16 protein-coding genes and 1 riboswitch are annotated in these 16,360 nt (G+C 61.5%); of the genes, 11 read left to right on the forward strand and 5 right to left on the reverse strand.

Features of this window, described 5'->3' with window-relative positions; genetic code table 11:
• Positions 1-43: 43 nt before the first annotated feature.
• Positions 44-700, reverse strand: a complete 657-nt coding sequence (thiE, locus tag BTUS_RS02510; protein WP_013074559.1) for a thiamine phosphate synthase — start codon at positions 698-700, stop codon at positions 44-46.
• Positions 701-873: 173 nt separating this feature from the next.
• Positions 874-995, reverse strand: a riboswitch (TPP riboswitch).
• A 112-nt stretch (positions 996-1,107) separates the two neighbouring features.
• On the opposite strand from thiE, the gene hepT reads away from it, so the two are divergent.
• From hepT to BTUS_RS02535, 4 genes are all read left to right on the forward strand, one after another.
• Positions 1,108-1,569, forward strand: coding sequence for a type VII toxin-antitoxin system HepT family RNase toxin (gene hepT, locus BTUS_RS16620; protein WP_013074561.1), 462 nt, complete (start codon positions 1,108-1,110; stop codon positions 1,567-1,569).
• Positions 1,570-1,751: 182 nt separating this feature from the next.
• On the forward strand, positions 1,752-3,056 hold the full coding sequence (locus BTUS_RS16625; RefSeq protein WP_013074563.1) for a polysaccharide deacetylase family protein: 1,305 nt from the start codon (positions 1,752-1,754) through the stop codon (positions 3,054-3,056).
• A gap of 50 nt (positions 3,057-3,106) precedes the next feature.
• Positions 3,107-4,222 (forward strand): MGDG synthase family glycosyltransferase, encoded by a 1,116-nt coding sequence (locus BTUS_RS02530; RefSeq protein ID WP_041303619.1) that lies wholly within the window; start codon positions 3,107-3,109, stop codon positions 4,220-4,222.
• Positions 4,219-4,680: a divergent PAP2 family protein gene (locus BTUS_RS02535; protein ID WP_041303621.1), complete on the forward strand. Its 462-nt coding sequence runs from the start codon at positions 4,219-4,221 to the stop codon at positions 4,678-4,680. Before BTUS_RS02530 ends, BTUS_RS02535 begins: the two co-directional genes overlap by 4 nt.
• A 188-nt stretch (positions 4,681-4,868) precedes the next feature.
• Here BTUS_RS02535 and BTUS_RS02540 read toward each other — a convergent pair whose 3' ends face one another.
• Positions 4,869-5,765 carry an MBL fold metallo-hydrolase gene (locus BTUS_RS02540; protein ID WP_013074566.1) on the reverse strand — a complete coding sequence of 299 codons (897 nt, stop codon included), beginning with the start codon at positions 5,763-5,765 and terminating at the stop codon, positions 4,869-4,871.
• A gap of 80 nt (positions 5,766-5,845) precedes the next feature.
• Between BTUS_RS02540 and BTUS_RS02545 the strand changes: the two genes are divergently transcribed.
• On the forward strand, positions 5,846-6,409 hold the full coding sequence (locus BTUS_RS02545) for a cob(I)yrinic acid a,c-diamide adenosyltransferase (RefSeq protein ID WP_013074567.1): 564 nt from the start codon (positions 5,846-5,848) through the stop codon (positions 6,407-6,409).
• 17 nt (positions 6,410-6,426) lie between these two features.
• Complete coding sequence (locus tag BTUS_RS02550) at positions 6,427-7,218, forward strand: HAD-IIA family hydrolase (RefSeq protein WP_013074568.1); 792 nt, start codon at positions 6,427-6,429, stop codon at positions 7,216-7,218.
• Here the strand turns inward: BTUS_RS02550 and BTUS_RS02555 are convergent.
• Positions 7,203-7,748 carry a MarR family winged helix-turn-helix transcriptional regulator gene (locus BTUS_RS02555; protein WP_013074569.1) on the reverse strand — a complete coding sequence of 182 codons (546 nt, stop codon included), beginning with the start codon at positions 7,746-7,748 and terminating at the stop codon, positions 7,203-7,205. The genes BTUS_RS02550 and BTUS_RS02555 overlap by 16 nt on opposite strands.
• 140 nt (positions 7,749-7,888) lie before the next feature.
• Between BTUS_RS02555 and BTUS_RS02560 the strand changes: the two genes are divergently transcribed.
• From BTUS_RS02560 to pruA, 4 genes are all read left to right on the forward strand, one after another.
• Positions 7,889-8,428, forward strand: coding sequence for a D-glycero-alpha-D-manno-heptose-1,7-bisphosphate 7-phosphatase (locus BTUS_RS02560; protein ID WP_013074570.1), 540 nt, complete (start codon positions 7,889-7,891; stop codon positions 8,426-8,428).
• A gap of 48 nt (positions 8,429-8,476) precedes the next feature.
• Positions 8,477-9,862, forward strand: coding sequence for a class II fumarate hydratase (locus tag BTUS_RS02565; protein WP_013074571.1), 1,386 nt, complete (start codon positions 8,477-8,479; stop codon positions 9,860-9,862).
• A 154-nt stretch (positions 9,863-10,016) separates the two neighbouring features.
• On the forward strand, positions 10,017-11,045 hold the full coding sequence (locus tag BTUS_RS19050) for a hypothetical protein (protein ID WP_013074572.1): 1,029 nt from the start codon (positions 10,017-10,019) through the stop codon (positions 11,043-11,045).
• Positions 11,046-11,210: 165 nt separating this feature from the next.
• Entirely contained in the window at positions 11,211-12,758 is a 1,548-nt protein-coding gene (gene pruA / locus BTUS_RS02575) for an L-glutamate gamma-semialdehyde dehydrogenase (protein WP_013074573.1), read from the forward strand.
• A gap of 51 nt (positions 12,759-12,809) precedes the next feature.
• Here pruA and BTUS_RS02580 read toward each other — a convergent pair whose 3' ends face one another.
• On the reverse strand, positions 12,810-13,112 hold the full coding sequence (locus BTUS_RS02580; RefSeq protein WP_013074574.1) for a hypothetical protein: 303 nt from the start codon (positions 13,110-13,112) through the stop codon (positions 12,810-12,812).
• Positions 13,113-13,245: 133 nt separating this feature from the next.
• Positions 13,246-14,352 carry an aminofutalosine synthase MqnE gene (gene mqnE / locus BTUS_RS02585; protein ID WP_013074575.1) on the reverse strand — a complete coding sequence of 369 codons (1,107 nt, stop codon included), beginning with the start codon at positions 14,350-14,352 and terminating at the stop codon, positions 13,246-13,248.
• A 119-nt stretch (positions 14,353-14,471) separates the two neighbouring features.
• On the opposite strand from mqnE, the gene BTUS_RS02590 reads away from it, so the two are divergent.
• Entirely contained in the window at positions 14,472-16,343 is a 1,872-nt protein-coding gene (locus tag BTUS_RS02590; protein WP_245543349.1) for an ABC transporter ATP-binding protein, read from the forward strand.
• Positions 16,344-16,360: the final 17 nt, after the last annotated feature.

The raw sequence follows: 16,360 nt of genomic DNA on the forward strand, positions 1-16,360 counted from the left end.
GGATGTCGGGGTGGGCGGCGCCGGCGGCCGCCGCCTGTCCCGTCTAGCTGGCGGGCCAACGAAAGGGGTGTGCCGGGGCGGCGCCGGACGCCTCCAGGGCGCTGGCCAAAGCGGACAGGGCGGCACCGGGGTTTGCGTGATCCATGACCGCTCCGATGACGGCGACGCCGGCGCAGCCTGTGCGGGCCGCCTCTGCGGCATTGTCCGGAGTGATTCCCCCGATGGCCAGGACCGGGATGTCCAAAGACTCCACGATCCGCCGGAGGGCATCGGGGCCCCGGGGAGGTGCGCCGGGTTTGGAGCGGGTGGTGAAGACGTGGCCGAAGGTGACGTAGTCGGCGCCCGAACGCTGGGCTTCCAGGGCTTCTTCCAGGCTGTGCACCGAACGGCCCACCACCATCGGGGCGGGAAGGAGTGCCTTCACCCGGTCCACCGGCAGGCTTTTGGCTGCCAGATGAACCCCGTGAGCTCCGGCCGCCAAGGCGACGTCCACCCGGTCGTTGATGAGGAGCCTCGTGGATGTGCCGTCCAGCACCGGTAGGAGCTGTTCGGCCAGCCGGTACAGCTCCAGGGCGGGAGCCGCCTTGTACCGCAACTGCACGGCATCCGCCCCGGCCTGGGCCACTTTGCGGACCACCTCGGCCAATTCCCCCGCTGCCTTCTGTCCATCCGTCACCACGTGAATCTGAAATAAGCCCAATGAAAAACCTCCTTTCGCTCCCCGGGCCCACCCGGGACAAAAGAAAGGCCGCGCCATGACAAACCCGCCAGGACGCGGCCCTCCAGTCTGGAGCCGAACCAGTGAATCCCGGATGTGCAGTTTCGCCGCATGTCGATCAAGTTCATAAAAAATGCCGCCTTCCGGCAGCCTTTGCCGATCCTGTTCCACCGTCCCTTCGCTGGCATGACCCAGACAGGTTCCAAGGGTTAAGGCTGCCGACCTTTCTCAGCCGTGCTCGCCTCCTCCCGGCGGCACGGCACCCCCCGCGGAACATCTTTGAAATTGAGGCCAGTGTACCACGCTTGGCGGGGGGCGTCAATGGTGAGGTCCGCCATGGCTCAGGCCGGGTACGGGGATCGTTGCAGACGGACCTGAGGGCGTCTACAATGGGGTCTGAACGTCAGAGCTTTGGGAAAGAGGTGACCGAGTTGTTTCTCGATCGTTCCTGGGTTCGCGCCCGCCTGGAATTGATGAGTTCCTATGCCGAGGGCGTTAAAGAGGTCAAGGGCCGCGGGCGGTCGGCGTTTGATAGCGATCCTTTGATTCGCATGGCCGCCGAACGCAGTTTGCATATGTCCATCGAATGCCTGATCGATGGCTGCAACCACATCATCGACGGGTACGCCATGCGGGACCCCGTCAGCTATCAAGACATTTTGCAGATTATGATGGAAGAAGGTATTTTCGACCGGTCCTTCGGGGAATCGTTTCTGCCGGTGGCGGATCTCCGCCGGCTTTTGGCCAAGGATTACGATCGGTTGACCCCGGAGCAGGTCTGGGACGCGGTGGAAAAATATGCAGACGCCTTTGATGAAGCGCGTCGATCTCTTGAGAAGTTTCTGGGTTGACACGGGGCCGGGCGGGAAAATGATTCCGGACCCTTTCGCCGGCCGGGTCGGAATAATGGGCGAAATGTCCGTCATGTATCGTTGTTCTTCGCAACGTTACGATTTTGTACAGCCATAGACGATGTGACACATTTCACGGTAAGATGATAGAGGGGGCTTCTCGCTGTAGGAGGCAGGACATCATGGCGTGGTTGACGGTTGCTCTTCTCGTGATGGTGGGGTATACCGTGGTACCCACTTTTCTCGGAAGGACGATGGGGATTGGATGCATCAAGCGCTTACCACCCGGGATGAAGTTGGCGGCCCTTACCTTTGACGATGGACCGAGCCCGGAGTACACCCCCAAGATCCTCGAAATTCTACGGGCGGAGAGCGTCCGAGCCACCTTTTTCGTCTTGGCGGAAAAGGCGCTTCGTCACCCCGATCTCATCAGGATGATGGTGGGCGAAGGACACGATGTGGCGATCCACGGCCTGACCCACCGGCCCCTGTGGCTCCTCGGGCCCGGGAAGACCAGACAGGAAGTGGTTGAGGCGGCAAGGTGCTTGGAAGATACTTTTGGCGTGCAGATCCGCTGGTACAGGCCCCCGTGGGGGTTGTTGAACCTGCCGGCGTACATCTGGTCACTGCGTCAGCACATCCGGCCCGTCCTGTGGAGCCATATGAGTTGGGACTGGGCGGCAAAGGGGTCTCCGGCCGAACTCGCCCGCAGAATGATCCGGACAATGAAAGACGGGGCCATTGTTCTTCTCCACGATTCGGGGGACACTTTTGGGGCTCGCCGGGATGCCCCGGCGGTGGTGGTTGAGGCTCTGCCCCTGTTTGTGGAATGGGCCAAAGAGGACGGATGGCGGTTGGTGAAATTGTCGGAGGTGCCAAGGCGAACCTTCCGAGAACGGCTCTGGAACTGGGTGGATCGCTTAGGCGCTCGGTTGATGCATTCTCAACCCCTGGGAGGGCCGGGGGAGTGTCTCTTCCGCCTCGGGCGAAGGCGCTATTGGGGCTGGCCGATCACCCTGAAGAACGGAACTCGGTTGCGGTTTGGGGATCCGGTGGCGGAGATTCATTTTGACAATACACTTTTAGAATCACTGATGAAAGACGCGAAGAATGAGTGGCAATTGTCCCTTCGTTATATGCAGATCGGGCGCCGGTCTCTCCCGATCCTGGCCCGGGCGGTGGAGGAGGATCCGCGATGGCGCGGGGTAAAAGTGGTGTACGGCCTGAGCGTACTGAGCCGGGGAACCGACCGGGCGGGGTTTATCGTCTCCCCCCTTCGGCCAAGGTGGTTAAGGCGTCTGGTTTCCCGTTATCTTCAGGGTGTGCTCCTCGCGCACCATCCGGAGGGTCGAGACAGGTTGTCCCAAGGCCTTCAGACCCTGCAAGCGGATTGGATCTACATTTCACCGGAGACGTTGATTCAGCTTTACGGTTCTCGGCGGGGAGAGAAGCCCCCCGGCGCGGGTTCCGCCGATGACCGGGGATGACGATGCCCGCCGCACCTGCCAGGTGTGGGCTGCGGGAGGGAGTTGAGGGATTGGGACGGGGGATTCTGCTTACGGATGATTTTGGCAGCGGCCACACCCTGGCGGCTGTAGCCGTAGCGGAGGCGTGGAATCGACGACACCCGGACGAACGGGTGGAAGTCGTGCGAAGTCTTGAGCGGTCTCATCCAATGTTGACCCACATGGTGATCGGCACATACCTGATGTTGCTGCGGAGATGGCCCAGTGCTTACCGCTGGATGTACCAGGCCACCGAAGGGCAACCCAGACTGCACATCGGTGCTTCGGGACTTGTGGGGGTGATCTACGCCCGTTCGTTCATGATGTGGATGACCCGGCAGAACGTGGATTGGGCGATGACGACCCACCCTTTCTCCTTGGCTCTGTTGGAGCGTTTTCGCCAAAATGGGTGGCGGGGGAAGTTCGGGACGTTGGTCACCGACTTTCATGTGCATCGCTTCTGGTGGAGTCCGGAGGCGGACTGGTACTGTGTGCCGTTTCCCTGGATGAGGGATGAATTGATCGACTTGGGATATCCCCGGGAACGGGTGCATGTCACGGGTTTTCCGCTGCGGCCGGCCTTCAGCCAGGCGATCCCCAAAGCCCAGGCTCTGGCCCGGCTGGGCTGGGAGGATGTACCCCGGGTGCTGTGCATGGGCGGAGGGCTGGGCCTGGGGAATGTGAGAGAATGGTTAGGCTGGTTGGATGAGTCTCCGGCGGATTTTGAAATGGTGGTGGTGGCGGGCCGGAATCGCCGCCTGCACAAGGAGCTGGCCCAGCGGGCGGCCGGATGGAGGCATGCCTTGCGAATTCTGGGGTATCGCGACGATATCCAAGATGTCTTTGCCGCCAGCGACGTCTTGGTGACCAAACCGGGGACGGCCACGGTGGTGGAGGCGGCGGCGATGGGGTTGCCGATGGTCTGCGCTGTGCCACTGCCCGGCCATGAGGAGGACAACGCCCGGGCGTTGGCTAAACTCGGGGTGATCTCCGGGCCGACGAAAGGGGTCGAGATGCGCCAAGCGGTGGAACGCTTGTTGCTGGATGAAGAAGTGCGTCGTCGCGTGAAGGATCGGTTGCGAAGGCTGGTTCAACAGGGAGCTGCCGATTTGGTGGCCGATGTCCTGGGGAGTGAACAATGGAAATGAACACTTCGTGGAATTTGCCGTTATTGTCTGCACTGGCGTCCATGTTAGTGGCTCAAGGCATCAAGATTCCTTTTCAGCGATGGCGGGAAAAGGCGTGGAATTGGCGATTGGCGTTCTGCAGTGGAGGCATGCCCAGTTCTCATGCGGCGGTCGTGAGCGCGTTGGCGGTGGCGATGGGGTTATCTTATGGTTGGAATTCGCCCTGGTTCGCTGTGTCATCCGTCTTTGCCACCGTGGTGCTATACGACGCCGTGGGCGTGCGCCGCCAGGCCGGGCAACAGGCCGTGGTGCTGTACGAATTAATCAACCGGGCCCAAGAGGCGGGGATTGATTTGTCGGGCGTGGCAGCGGCCCAGGCCCGAAGGTGGGTGCACCGGGGCCATACGCCCCTGGAGGTGGCGGGTGGAGTGACGCTCGGCACCAGTATCGCCTGCTTGGTGTATCTCATGGCTCACTGACGGAGATTGGCGCGAGCGGGCCATGGGTTCGGCCGTCCGGGGGCGCCCCCGGTGATCCCGGGGCATGAGGGAGCCGGCCACCTCGCTCCCCCGTGGGCCTGTAGGGTACGAGACCCGCGCAAAGCTTCTAATGTCGAGCGCTTCAGGGGCGAGACCCAGATAGGCCTGGGCTCCGTCTCGCTGATGGCTCACGGCACGGCGGAGAAGACGGTTTGGTCCGTCCACCGCCGGAGTTCTTCGTCGGTCCAAGTTACCTGATGGAGGGGGACGGGTGTGCCAGTGTCCACGGCGCGGGTCACCCGTCCTTCTTCTTCCAGTTTAACGAGGTGTCCCAAGAGGGTGCGCTCCGCCACCCAGCGGGCGGCAGGCGGAATTTGCCCTTCATAGATGGCCGATACCAGGTCGGCGATCCGCCGGGGATGTTTGTCGATCAGGGACATGATCTGCTCTTCCCGTTCCTGACGGTGGGAAAGATAGTAGCGAATCTGGCCCGCCGGATCCTGCACAAGCGGTCCGTGGGCGGGACCTGCGATGTCGGCGGGATAGGTCAACAGTTTTCGGAGGGTATTGAGATAGGTTCGAAGGTGTCCGTCCGGCGGGCCGATCCAGGTCGTCCCGGCTCCGAGAACGGCGTCTCCGGTGAACAAGACCTTTGCCGTCGGCTCCCAGAAACAGAGGTGTCCCGGCGTGTGACCCGGAGTTTCCAGGGCGACCAAGCGGACTTCGCCGACCTGCCGAGTGGTGCCCTCCACGAGGTCCGGTCGGAGGCGGGGTTCTGGGACGTACTGTCGTACCGCCTCCGCATCGGCCGGGTGGACGTGCACGGGGCAATCCCACAGTTCGGCCAAATATCCCGCTCCCGCTGCGTGGTCCGGGTGGTGGTGAGTCAACAGTATGCCGGTGATGTGCAGGTTGCGTTCCCGGACGGCATCCGTCAAGGGTCGCAGAGCTTCCGGGTCTGAGTAGCCGGCGTCGATGACGAGGCCTTCGCCCCCGTCGGATACCAGGAACAGGTTTGTCCCGGTGGCCGGCGGTAACGTGGGGGTCCTGGCGGCGACGAGAGTCACCCATTGCGGCAGATTCATGAGTCTGCTCCTTCCCTGGGTAGTTGAGTTATTCTCATAGTAGAGCCAAAATGTTCGGTTGTCCACAAGGGGGGCTGGTTGTGCGCATATATACCCGGTCGGGAGATGACGGGAAGACCAGTTTGGTGTTTGGCCGGCGCATCGGAAAGGATTCCTTACGCGTGGACACGTATGGAACGGTCGATGAGGCGAATTCCGCCGTCGGTGCGGCTGTGGCCCTGCTCCGCGGGCGATCGGCGGGCAACTGGGGGGACGTGATCGCCGCCTTGGAGCGGGTGCAGCGGGAGTTATTCGACGTGGGCCGTGAGCTGGCCACGCCCGAGGAGAAGCGCGAAGGCAGTTTTGTCACCGATAAACACGTTTTGGGGTTGGAGAAAAATATCGACCGGTGGGAGGACGAATTGCCTCCTCTGACTCGGTTTATTTTGCCGGGCGGGGACCCGGCAGCGGCGATGTTGCACCTCGCGCGAACGATTTGCCGGCGGGCCGAACGCCGGGTCGTGGCCCTTGCCCAGGAAGAGCCGGTGGCGGATTCGGTGCGTCGGTACCTCAACCGCCTGTCCGACTTTCTGTTTGTCGCGGCCAGGGTCGTCAACCACCGCCTAGGCATTCAGGAGCCAGCCGTCGATTTTCAACAGGGATAAGGAGTGCGGGGTGTAGAATGAGCAAAAACCTTCACGAGAAACGCGGAGTGATTGTCGATCTCGATGGCACGTTGTACCGGGGGGACCGGGCCATTCCCAGTGCTGTGTCCTGGTATCAAACAATCAGCCGCTCTACCGACGTGGTCTTCGTCACGAACAACTCCATGTATTCGCCGGAACGCGTGGCGTCTCGGCTCCGGAACATGGGGTTTCCCGCAGACAAACAGCGGGTCCTGACCTCGGCGGTTGCCGCGGCGGCCTACGCCGCCGAGGTCTGGAAGCACGAGCCGATTCTCGTTCTTGGAGAAGAAGGGCTGTGGCAAGCTGTGTCTTCGGCCGGGCTCCGCGCATTCCGGCCTGGAGAGATCGTTCCAGCCGAGGCCGCGGCGGTGCTGCAAGGGATTCACACCCACTGCACCTACAACGATCTGGCTGAACTATGCTTGGCCATCCGGGCCGGTGCCGCCTATGTGCTCACCAACCCGGACCGAGCCCTGCCGCACACGAGGGGACTGATTCCCGGCGCCGGATCGATCGGAGCGCTCATTGAAACGGCCACCGGCGTCGCGCCTCTTGTGATTGGGAAACCCCAAGGGCGCATGATGGAACAAGCCCTCGGCCTGCTCGGTCTTCCTAAAGAAGAGGTGGTCGTGGTGGGGGACAACTTGGACACCGACATTCTGGCCGGCCACAGGGCTGGCCTTGACACCGTTCTCGTGTTGACCGGGTATTCCCGCCGAGAAGATCTTGCGTCTGCCGCCGTTTCCCCCACCTGGGTACTGGACGATCTCACTCAATGGTTTGCGTAGACGGTGTGAGTCATCTTTTCCACGTCTTCAGGATTGTCGGTTTGCTTCCACTGCGCGGTGGAGCGGAGCAGCCATTGGGTAAAATCCCGCCCGGACAGGGCCTCGCATAGGAAAAGGCCGATCTGAACCGGGAGTTCCTGTTGGCCGCCCATGTGTTCTTGCAGTTTTTGAATCGCTTGAATCACTCGGGACTGTTCAATTTCTGCACTCACGGCGTCGAACAACCGGCGCCCTTCTTCCGTCAGGTGCACCTCGGTGACCCGTTCGTCTTCTTGATTCGACCGAGTGGTCACAAGCCCCAATTGTTCTAATTTCGCAACATTGTGGAAAGCGCTCGAAATGTGCCAAAGTCCGCGCTGGGCGATGGTGGATATGGAAACCCCATCTTCCTGATACAACAGACTCAGCAAATGAAGCTGGGATCCCGTCAGGTGATAGGGTCGTGCAATGCGGCGCAGGTCGTCGTCCAACGCCTTGGATAAGCTTCGGATCAGGTTAAACGTCAGATGGACATCGGCCCATCGGTGCATGAACAAGCACCTCCTCGTGAAATCTACACCTGTGCGATCGTTTCTGAGGCAAAGGGTCTTTCCATATCAATCTATGCTCTCATAGCAATTCGAGATGTCTTTCGTTTTTAAGCCCGTACCTCGATGAAAGGATTGAGGCTGTGAGACCCGCTGTGTTCCTCGACCGCGATGGCGTGATCAACCCATATGTAGCCCATATTCATCGCGTCGGGGAATTTCCCCTGCTCCCGGGGGTCGGTGCGGCCATCCGGCGCCTCAACGATGCCGGCTTATGGGTGTTTGTGGTGACGAATCAGGGCGGCGTCGGATTGGGGTATATGGACGAAAAGGATGTGCGCAGCGTGCACCGCTGGATGCGCCAGCGCCTCACCGCCGAAAAAGCGCGGATCGACGCCATTCGGTTTTGCCCCCATGCGCCGCAGAGCGGGTGTTCTTGCCGAAAGCCGGCCCCTGGGATGCTGCTGGACCTGATGCGCGCCTACCCCGTGGACCCGGAGCTGAGCTTTATCGTCGGGGACCGAGAATCGGACGTGGAGGCGGGACATCGCGCCGGGATTCGCGCGGTCCGCATCGGCGACGGACCGACTCGGGCGGAATTTCGAGCTCCCGACCTCCCCGCGGCCGTTAACCTTATTTTAACGTATCATCTTGTAAAACGGGAAATGAAAATCAAGAGATGATTGATCGGTAAAATGTGGTATATCCAACCGTCAAGGAGCGTGAAAAATATGCGAAAAGCCAGAGATTCTCTCGGAGAAGTGATGATCGACGATGCAGCCTATTACGGTGCCCAAACCGCCCGGGCGGTAAAAAATTTTCCGATCAGCGGGATGCGGCTGCCTCGGGAGTTTATCCGGGCCCAGGCGCTGATTAAAGGAGCGGCTGCCCTGGCCAATCGAGATTTGGGGCGGCTGGAGCCCGAGGTGGCCGATGCCATCGTCAACGCGGCCCAGGAAGTGGCCGAGGGCCGGTGGGACGATCATTTTGTCGTAGACGTTTATCAGGCGGGTGCGGGGACGTCCCAGAACATGAACGCCAACGAGGTGATCGCCAATCGGGCCTGTGAGTGGCTGGGGGCGGAAAAAGGCAGGACCGACCTCGTTCACCCGAACGATCACGTGAACATGGGGCAATCCACCAACGATACGATCCACACCGCGTTGCACCTGGCGGCCTACGAATCGGTGCACACCCGGCTGATTCCCAGTGTGTCGGCGCTCATTGCAGCCTTTCGAAAAAAACAGGAACAGTATAAGGATGTGGTGAAACTCGGGCGGACCCACCTCCAAGATGCAGTTCCCATTCGGGTCGGCCAGGAAATCGGGGGATGGGCCGGGGCACTGGAGGCGCGTCTGAAGGACGTGCGCCACGCGGCGGACGGGCTTTTGGCGGTTGGGATCGGCGGGACGGCGGTGGGTACCGGGCTGAACGCCGGCCCGCAGTTTCCCGGAAAGGTGCTGGAGAGGCTGCGGGAATGGACGGGTTACCCCTGGCGGGAGCCCGAGGACCGATTTGCCTTCATGCAAAATACGGACGCCGTGGCCGCGCTGAGCGGCTCCTTGCGGGGGCTGGCCTTGTCCCTAGGGAAAATCGCGGATGATCTCCGGCTGCTCAGTTCCGGCCCCCGGGGCGGCTTGGCCGAGTTCCGGCTGCCGGCGGTGCAACCTGGCTCTTCCATCATGCCGGGCAAAGTGAATCCGGTGATGGCTGAAATGATGAACATGATCGTGTATCAAGTGATCGGCTGTGACGCCTGCGTGGCGGCCGCCACCGCCGGCGCCCAACTGGAACTAAACGTGATGATGCCGGTGATTGCCTGGAATGTCCTGCACGCCATTCGCATCCTGGGAACGGGGTGTGAAGCATTCCGGGTGCGTTGTATTGAAGGCTTGGAGGTGGATCAAGACCAGTGTCGCCACTGGGTGGAGCGGAGCACCGCTTTGGCGACGGCACTCAACCCGGTGATCGGTTATGACCGGGCGGCGGAGTTGGCAAAAAGAGCCTATCAGGAGGGCCGGACGGTGCGAGAGGTGGCGGAAGCCAGCGGCTGGGTGAGTGCCGAGGATATAAATCGTCTGATGGATCTACACCGGATGACCGACCCCACGGTGTGAGAAACGAAAAATCGGCGGGCGGCGGAACGAACCGTTCTCCGTGGATGGTTTTTGGCGCCGGGACCCGGTGAGCCCACTTCTGGACTCTCCGGACCCTGTCGGCGGTTCTCTCATAGACTGGTGTTGAACGTCACCAGCCCAGGAGGGAGAACCGATGGAGGACCAACGGAGCGCGAAGGACAACGAGGGTCAGAAGAATCAAAGTGCTGAGGAGTGGCTCGGGGGATCTCCCGCTCCCGTACCGATGCCCGCCGCCTGGACAGAGCCGGTGGAATCCGAGACGCCGATGTGGCGGCATGGATATGGGTTCGACGGGGATCAAGGGGCCAGCTATCCGTCTCCTGGACTGCCGGGTCAGGTGCCGGATGAGTTGCTTTACGGGGGGCCGGGGCCGGGGGATGAGTGCGGCGCCTGTCGGCAGATGTACGTCCCGCCGGCGGGGACGCCTGGGGCACCTGGCGCCCCCTGGGCCCCGTATGGGACGGCGGGCATGTTGCCCGGCATTCTTCCGCCGTTAGTGGAGTCAGTGCTCCCGGGCCAGGTGTCTCCCGGGGGTACCGGCGCTCCCATGCCCGGGCAGCCCGGTTATGTCCCCGGTGCCCCGGGTGCGCCGTCCGGAATGCCGGGAGGTCCAGGAGGATACCCCGGGTTGCCAGGGACCGGATACCCAGGGGCAGCGGGCTATCCCGGGGGAGGCGCGCCCATGGGCGGCCTGCCGATTCCTCCGATCATACCGGGGTTGCCAAGCGGTGTGCCCGGAATGCCGGGGGCTCCCGGTGCCGGGGTGCCAAGCGCTGGAGCGCCTGGAGTGGGGGCGCCGGGGATGCCCGGTGTTGGCACGCCCGGGATTCCGGGGATGCCCGGGGGCGGGATGATGCCGTATATGTTCGGGGGACCGGGAATGGGCATGCCGGGGGCGCCCGGTGTCGGTATGCCGCCCGGGGGGCCGGGGGCAGGGACACCCGGAATGTCCGGGACCGGGAGCCCGTCTCCGGACGGTTGGGGATTTCCTCCCCTTGAAACGGGCTGGGTCCCTCGAGAACCTCTTGGTTACCTCGAACAATACCCCGTACCCGGCGCCCGGCCGGAAGACTTGCGGGCATATGACCCGCCGGCCTTGCCCGAAGATACCTCAGAAGGCGCTGACACGATGGAGGGAGGACGGGAACAGGAATCCTCTTGACCCCGACACCCGGCCCTGCTGCCACGCAGAGATCCCACCCCTTTTCGTCTGTCCCCCGCAGTCGAGGCGCCCCGTTTGGGGCGCCTCTCCCAGACTTTGCATGACCCGGCGACTGGACGATTAGAATAGGGATGACCTGCCGTTCAGGGGAAGGGGGAGATGTTCGTGCTGGTGGATTTTCGCAACGAACCACTGACCAATTTTCAAGATCCGGCGTTCCACCGTGCGATGAAAGACGCCCTGGAAGACGTGCGTCGGGGGTTCGGCCGGGAATACCCCATGCGCATCGACGGAAGGGACCGGTTCAGCGGGCACTGGATCCGTTCGGCGGACCCGTCTCGACCGAAGGAGTTGGTCGGCCAGGTCGCGGCGGCGACCCGGGAAGATGCCATGGATGCCGTGGAGGGGGCTTGGTCCGCCTTCAAAAGCTGGTCTCGGGTGCCGGCCGAAGCCAGGGCCCGGTGTCTGTTTAAGGCGGCGGCGATCATGCGACGGCGCAAATTTCACCTGGCCGCCCTCATGTGTTTCGAGGTGGGCAAAACGTGGTCAGAAGCGGATGCCGATGTTGCCGAGGCCATCGATTTCCTGGAGTTTTACGGCCGGGAGATGATCCGCCTGGCCCGCCCTCATCCCTTGACCCGCATCCAGGGCGAAGATAATGAAGTGACTTATGAGCCCCTCGGGGTCGGGGTCGTCATTCCGCCCTGGAATTTTCCCCTCGCCATTCTCACGGGGATGACGGTGTCTTCGGTGGTGGCGGGCAACGCCGTGGTGTTAAAACCGGCCAGCGCAAGTCCGGTCATTGCCGCGGAGTTCGCCAAGATCATGGAGGAGGCGGGCATTCCCCCGGGTGTTATCCAGTTTCTTCCCGGTTCTGGCGGGGAGATCGGCGATGTGTTGGTGTCTCATCCCCAGGTGAGGTTTGTCACTTTCACCGGTTCCCGGGATGTGGGGGTTCACATCTATGAACTGGCGGCCAAAGTGCAGCCGGGGCAGAAATGGTTAAAGCGCGTCATTGCGGAGATGGGGGGCAAGGACGCCATCATTGTGGACAGTGACGCCGATCTCGACGATGCGGCGGCGGGGATCGTCACTTCGGCGTTTGGATTCGCCGGGCAAAAATGTTCCGCCTGTTCCCGAGTGATCGCCCTGGATGACGTGTACGAGCCCATTTTGGAACGGGTCAGGGCACTCACGGAGCGACTCAAGGTGGCACCGGCGGATTTGGAAGAGGCGTCCTACGGGCCGGTGGTGGACCGGGCGGCGTATGACAAAGTGCTTCAATACATCGAGATTGGGCAAACCGAGGGGCAACTGGTGACCGGAGGTGGTCCCGCCGAGGGGGACGGGTATTTTATCAAGCCGACGATCTTTCGCGATGTTCCCCCCGAGGCCAGGATTGCCCAGGAGGAAATCTTCGGTCCTGTGCTGGCCTTTTTAAAAGCGAAGGATTTCGACGAGGCCCTCCGGATTGCGAACGGAACCCAGTACGGCCTGACTGGAGGGGTGTATTCTCGAAATCGCGCCCATCTTGAACAGGCCAGGCGGGAATTCGAAGTCGGCAATCTCTATTTTAATCGCAAAATCACCGGGGCCTTGGTGGGGGCGCACCCTTTCGGAGGTTTTCACATGTCCGGCACCGATTCAAAAGCCGGAGGCCAGGACTATCTGCTCCTCCTCACCCAGGCCAAAGTGGTGTCTGAACGGTTCTGACCACAGAAAACCGGGGGCGTGGGATCGCTCCCGGTTTTGCTTAGTGGCGGTTCAGGAAGCCTGGGACCGCTGATCCTTGTGCGCTTTTTCCTCTTCCAGGCGACGGACCGCGGCCGGGGTGGAGTGATGTTTATAGTACCCGAAATTCAAATTGTTCGTCCGGTACCGGCCGTCCCGGCGAAAATCCACCCGATCCGCGGTCAGGCCGAAAATGATGTAAAGAACCAATGCGACGAGCACGGTCCACCCGATGGCCCCGTACATCTGTTGGGACAGAAAATACGCGCTCAAGCAAAAGGCGACAAAAGCCACGCCCAAGGTGGCGCCGAAAAGTCCGTACAGTTTATTCATCATGGCACATCCCCCCTTGCGCAATCTCGGCGCAATCAAGCGTCGCCATTCGCCGGCCGCTGGTGACCATCCGGCCGGTCGGGCGGGAATCGTTCCGGCATCGCACGTCGCCTTTGACGGTGCGGACCGTGACGAGTCAATAGATCTTAATCTTATTATACAGCGTATCCCGCTGAACGGGAATCCGACCGGCCTCCCGGATCATGCGAATAAACTGTTCTTTCGGAGCCATTTGGGCCGTCTCGGCGCCGGCGGCGTGGACAATCTGTTCCTCCATGACGGTGCCGTCCAGGTCATCCACCCCGAAGGCCAGGGACACCTGAGCCATTTTTTCGCCGATCATCATCCAGAAAGCCCGGATATGGTCAAAGTTGTCGAGCAATAGCCGGGCGGCGGCCAGGATGCGCAAATCATAATACCCTGAGGTGGTGTCTTGAATCCCATACTCCTCCGCCAGGGCGGTGTTGGCCGGGTGGAAGGCGAAGGGGAAAAAGCAAGAGAACCCGCCGGTCTCATCCTGAAGTTCCCGAAGGCGCAACAAATGGTCCACCACGTGTTCCGGCCGCTCGATGTGACCGTAGAGAATAGAGGCGTTGGTGCGGATGCCCATCTGGTGAGCGGCGCGGTGGACGGCAAACCACCGGTCGGCGCTGGTTTTGTGCCCGGCGATGATCCGTCGCACTTCCGGGTCGAACACTTCAGCCCCGCCCCCGAGGATCGAATCGAGCCCCGCCTCCCGGAGCCGCTCAAGAACGGTTTCCACCGGGAGCTTGGCGACGCGGGCCATGTAATCGATCTCCACCGCCGTAAAGGCTTGCACGTGAACCCCGGGCAATAGGCGTTTCGCCAGGCGCATCATCTCTTCGTAGTACGAGAGGGGCAAAGAGGCGTTGACGCCCCCGACGATGTGCAGTTCGGTGAAACCCCGCCCGGCGATCTCTTTCATCTTCGCTTCCAATTGTTCGAGGCTGAGGGCATAGGCCCCGGGTTGATCCGGTTTTATCCCAAAGGCGCACAGTTTACAACTGAGATGACAGATGTTGGTGTAATTGAGGTGGGTGTTGACGATAAAATATGCGTCATCGCCATTTTTCTGTCGCCGAACTTCGTCGGCCATCGCCCCGATCCGAAGAAGGTCCGGGGACTGAAGCAACGCCAAGCCATCCTCAAAATCGAGGCGCTCGCCGGCGGCGAATTTTCGTTCCACGGCGGCCAAGGCCAAGTGGGTGGACGTGGAGAACAAGGCCGTTTCTCCTTTCCATATCGGGATCGGATCTATTCTACCATACTCGGTGGGCTCACTGGCGCGGTTTTCGCGATTTCCCCGCTCCCGGCCGTTCTGTTAAAATAGAAAGAACGGGGGTGTTGTCGTTGCGTTATTACACGGCACCGGACTGGGGGGAGGGAAAAGGGGGGCGGGGATTTCGAGATGTGCCCTGGCGGCGGATTGCCGGGTATTTTCGGCCGTATGCCCTCCCGCTCGCCGGGGTGATCGGCTCCATCGTCCTGGGCAGCCTCCTCGGACTGGTCCAGCCTTTATTGATTCGGGGAATCATCGACCGGGCGATTCCCCGGCGTGATATGGTCCTCCTCAGTGAGTTGGCCGGGCTGATCGTGGCCACCGCCCTGGCGTCGGCGGCGGTGGGCGTGCTTCAGGGTTATTTGAACGCACGCATTGGCCAAGGCGTGATGTTCGACCTGCGCAACCAAATGTATCGACACCTGGTCCGCATGCCTCTGCAATTTTTCACCAATACAAAAACCGGGGAGATCATGTCCCGGGTCAACAACGATGTAAACAGTCTCCAAATGGTGGTCAGCGACACCGTGGCCAACTCTCTGCGCAATGTCATCAGCGTGGTCATCACCGTGGCGACGATGTTTGCCCTCAACTGGCAATTGGCCCTGTTGTCGCTGGTGATCCTGCCCCTTTTTATTGTTCCTACCCGCCGAGTGGGGCGGATGAATTACGACCTGCGAAAGCGAAGTCAGGAGAAGTTGGCCGATCTCAGCGCGTTGATGCAGGAGACGCTGGGGGTCAGCGGGATACTTCTGGTGAAGACGTTTAATAAAGAGCGGAGTGAAGTGGAACGGTTTGAGGCGAAAAACCGAGAGCTCATGGAGGCGCAGATGCGCCAGAGCCTGGTGGGCCGCTGGTTTTTCATGATGCTCACCACCATCTCCACGGCGGGGCCGGCGATCATCTACTGGTATGGGGGGCGCCTGGTCATGGGGGACGCCATGACCCTGGGCACGGTGGTGGCCTTTACCGCTTATTTGGGGCAACTGTACGGTCCCGTGTCCGCCTTGGCGAATATTCACGTCAATGTGATGGGGTCGGCGGCGCTGTTCAGCCGACTGTTCGAGTATCTGGATAAACCCGTGGAGATTGAGGACCGTCCCGGGGCGGTGGATGTGGGGCGGGTTCGGGGCCAGATCCAGTTTGAAAATGTATATTTTCGCTACCGGCCTGGAGGGGAGTGGGTGTTGCGGGGGATCGACCTGACCATCGAACCCGGGCAGTTGGTGGCCTTGGTGGGGCCGAGCGGGGCGGGGAAGACGACCCTGAGTTATTTGATTCCCCGGTTGTACGACCCCGAGGTGGGCCGGGTGACGTTGGATGGGCACGACCTTCGGGACGTGACATTATCGTCGCTGCACGGGCAGATTGGCGTGGTCACCCAGGAGACATTTTTATTCCACGCCTCGCTCCGGGACAATCTTCTCTACGCCAAGCCCGACGCCACCGAGGAGGAAATGGAGGTGGCGGCGAAAGCGGCTTACATCCACGACATGATCCAGGGGCTGCCGGACGGGTACGATACGGTAGTGGGGGAGCGGGGGTATAAGCTTTCCGGGGGCGAAAAGCAGCGCATCGCCCTGGCCCGGGTGATTCTCAAAAATCCCCGGATCTTGATCTTGGATGAGGCGACCTCGGCCCTGGATTCCCACTCCGAGCGCTATATCCAAGCCGCCCTTCAGCCCCTTTTCCAGGGGAGAACGTCCATTGTCATCGCCCATCGGCTGTCGACGATCCTGCGAGCGGACCAAATTGTGGTGATCGACGGCGGCCGGGTGGTGGAGAAGGGCACGCATCGGGAGCTGTTGGCCCGGGGTGGGTTGTACGCCCGGCTGTACGCCGAACAGTTTGCCGATCAGGAGGTGGGGCGGCCGGGGGATGGGCAAGGCGCGCTTGGGCGGGATCTGAACGTCGCCGGAGGCGGGCGAGGCTGAACGGCAGGTCGGATTCT

It is taken from the genome of Kyrpidia tusciae DSM 2912 (assembly GCF_000092905.1).
Lineage (GTDB): Bacteria > Bacillota > Bacilli > Kyrpidiales > Kyrpidiaceae > Kyrpidia > Kyrpidia tusciae.